2 protein-coding genes and 1 riboswitch are annotated in these 3,405 nt (G+C 72.8%); both genes read right to left on the reverse strand.

Annotation, left to right across the window (positions count from 1 at the left end; all coding sequences use genetic code 11):
- Positions 1–2,083 (reverse strand): aminomethyl-transferring glycine dehydrogenase (gene gcvP / locus E1182_RS29875; protein WP_132271069.1); only part of this gene is annotated, 2,083 nt, incomplete at its 3' end.
- 75 nt (positions 2,084–2,158) lie between these two features.
- Positions 2,159–2,258: riboswitch (glycine riboswitch) on the reverse strand.
- Between the two features lie 69 nt (positions 2,259–2,327).
- Positions 2,328–3,173 (reverse strand): NAD-dependent protein deacetylase, encoded by an 846-nt coding sequence (locus E1182_RS29880; protein ID WP_132271070.1) that lies wholly within the window; start codon positions 3,171–3,173, stop codon positions 2,328–2,330.
- Between the last annotated feature and the right edge of the window lie 232 nt (positions 3,174–3,405).

Here is a 3,405-nt window from a genome sequence, read left to right on the forward strand (position 1 = left end):
GGATGCAGAACGTCTTGTGCAGGTTCAGGTGCGACACGTCCGCGCCGAAGCGTCCCGGCTTGGCGAACCCGACGAGGGCGTTGAGGTTCGCCCCGTCGACGTACACCTGCCCGCCGGCGTCGTGGACCTTCGCGCACAGCGACGCGATGCCCGTCTCGTACACCCCGTGCGTCGACGGGTACGTCACCATGATCGCCGCCAGGGCGTCCCGATGCTTGTCGATCTTCGTGTCGAGGTCGACCAGGTCGACGTTGCCGTCGCCGTCGCAGCCGACCACCACCACCCGCATCCCGGCCATCACCGCCGACGCGGCGTTGGTGCCGTGCGCCGACGACGGAATCAGGCACACGTCCCGGTGCCCCTCGCCCCGGCCGCGGTGGTACGCCCGGATCGCCAGCAACCCGGCCAACTCCCCCTGCGAGCCGGCGTTGGGCTGCACACTGACCGCGTCGTAGCCGGTCACCTCCGCCAGCCACCCCTCCAGCTGGCCGATCAGCTCCCGGTACCCGGCGGTCTGCGCCGCCGGCGCCAACGGATGCACGTCGGCGAACTCCGGCCACGACACCGGCTCCATCTCGGTGGTGGCGTTGAGCTTCATCGTGCACGACCCCAGCGGAATCATGCCGCGGTCCAACGCATAGTCGAAATCGGCCAACCGGCGCAGATAGCGCAGCATCGCCGTCTCCGAGTGATGGGTGCGAAACACCGGGTGGGTGAGGAAATCACCGCCGCGGCGCAGCACCGCCGGCAGCTCGTCACCGCCGTCACCGTCGAAGCCCGGCACCCCGAACGCCGCCCACACCGCCGACAGGTGCGCCGCCGTGGTCGTCTCGTCGCAGCTGATCCCCACCCGGTCGGCGTCGACCAACCGAAGGTTGACGCCGTGCCGCGCCGCGGCGGCGACCACCGCGACGGCCCGCCCCGGCACCGTCGCGGTCACCGTGTCGAAGAACGCGACCTCCGCGACCGGCACCCCACCGGCGCGCAGCCCGGCCGCGAGCCGCGCCGCCATGCCATGGGTACGCCGGGCGATCGCCCGCAACCCGTCCGGGCCGTGGTAGACCGCGTACATGCCGGCCATCACCGCCAACAGCACCTGCGCGGTGCAGATGTTGCTGGTCGCCCGCTCCCGCCGGATGTGCTGCTCGCGGGTCTGCAACGCCAGCCGGTACGCCGGATTGCCGGCCGCGTCGCGGGACACCCCCACCAGCCGACCGGGCAGCATCCGCTCCAACCCCGAACGTACCGCCAGATAGCCGGCGTGCGGGCCACCGAACCCCATCGGCACCCCGAACCGCTGGGTGGTGCCGGCGGCGATGTCCGCCCCGACCTCCCCCGGCGGGCGCAGCAGCGTCAACGCCAGCAGATCCGCGGCGACGGTGACCAGCGCGCCGGCCGCATGCGCGGCCTCGACGAGATCCGTGTGGTCCCGCACCGCCCCCGACGCCCCCGGGTACTGCAGGTGCAGGCCGAAGAACTCGTCGGGCAACTCGTCGCGGTCGACGTCGAGAACCCGCACCTCGATGCCGAGCGGCTCGGCCCGACCCATGATCACCGCGATGGTCTGGGGCAGCGCGTCGGCGTCGACCACGTACACCGCGCTGCTGCTCTTCGACGCGCGGCGGGCCAGGGTCATCGCCTCCGCCGCGGCGGTGCCCTCGTCGAGCATCGAGGCGTTCGCCGTGGCCAACCCGGTCAGATCCGTCACCATCGTCTGGAAGTTCAGCAGCGCCTCCAACCGGCCCTGGCTGATCTCCGGCTGGTACGGCGTGTACGCGGTGTACCAGGCCGGGTTCTCCAGCACGTTGCGGCGGATCACCGCCGGGGTGTGGGTGCCGTGGTAACCCAACCCGATCATCGACACGGCGACGGTGTTGCGGGCCGCCAGGGCGCGCAGCTCGGCGATCGCCTCCCGCTCCCCGACCGGCTGCGGCAGGTCCAGGGTGCCGTGCCAGCGGATCACCTCGGGGATCGCCGCGTCCATCAGCTCGTCGATCGAGCCGTAACCGACGGCCTCCAACATCCGGCGCTCGTCGGCCGGGTCGGGGCCGATGTGCCGGTCGGCGAACTGCTCTACGGTCATGCGCTGGGCTCCTAGCAGGGGGCGAGGTCGACGGATCGGCCTCCCCCTGAGTCGCGCCCGGGGCGCTCCACAGTGCCTGCCCCCGCGGTCCTTTTGCCTGAGAGGTTCCGGGGAGGAAGCTGCCCCTTCGGCGCCGCCCCGCACTGGTGGGGGCGGTCTCTCCCGCGTGGGTGGTACCGGCATGGTCAACGCTACCAGCGCCGCCGACGCAGACCGTCGGCGTACCCCCCGCAGGCGGTCCCGGCTATCCGGCGACCGGCGCCGCCGCGCCCACCCGGTCGGCCACCGCCGGCAGCAGCATCCCCAACGGCGCGTCCACCCGCAGCGTCGCGTACCCGTCGCCGCGTGTCGGCCCCTGGTTGACGATCACCACCGGGATGCCCTGCCGGGCCGCCCGCACCACGAACCGCCGCCCCGACAACACCGTCAACGACGACCCCAGCACCAGCAGCGCCCGCGCCCGGTCGACCATCGCGAAACACCGCGCCACCCGGTCGACAGGCACCCGCTCACCGAAGAACACCACGTCCGGTTTCAGCATCCCCGTCCCGCAGCGCCCGCAGTCGACCGTACGGAAGCCCACGACCTGCCCGTCGTCGAGGTCGACGTCACCGTCGGGGTGGACCGTCCCGGCCACGACCGCGAACCCCGGGTTGGCCTGCCGCAGCCGCTGCTGCACCTGCTCACGCGCGCTGCGGTGGCCACACCCCAGACACACCACCTGGGCCAGCCGGCCGTGCAACTCCACCACATCCCGGCTGCCCGCCGCGGTGTGCAACCCGTCGACGTTCTGGGTGACGATCCCGTCGACCAGGCCGGCGGCCTGCAACCGGGCCACCGCCCGGTGTCCGTCGTTCGGCACGGCCTGCGCGATGCCGCGCCATCCCACGTGACTGCGCGCCCAGTACCGGCGTCGCGCCGCCGGGTCACCGGTGAACGTCTGGTAGGTCATCGGGGTGTGCCGGCGGGCCAGCCCGCTGGGCCCCCGATAGTCGGGGATCCCCGACTCGGTGGACAACCCGGCCCCGCTCAACACCGCGACACCACCGGCGGCCACCAGGCCGGCCAGCGTGTCGACCGTCTCCCTCACCCCACCATGCTGCCGCACCGCGAGCACACCCGACCACGTGAGCGTCGTCGCCCCGCCGGCGCCCCGTCCATGATCAAACTCGATTCGCGGTGAAAGGTGCCTCCGCTCGGATCCGGCACCCCCCCCACCGCAGTCGAGCGGACGACCCAGAACCGCCCCGTCAGGCGCCGAGCACCGCCCGCAACTGCGCGCTCGTCCCCGCCACCGCCTGCGCGTCCACCCGCATCTGCTC

Source organism: Micromonospora sp. KC721 (genome assembly GCF_004348355.1).
GTDB lineage: Bacteria > Actinomycetota > Actinomycetes > Mycobacteriales > Micromonosporaceae > Micromonospora.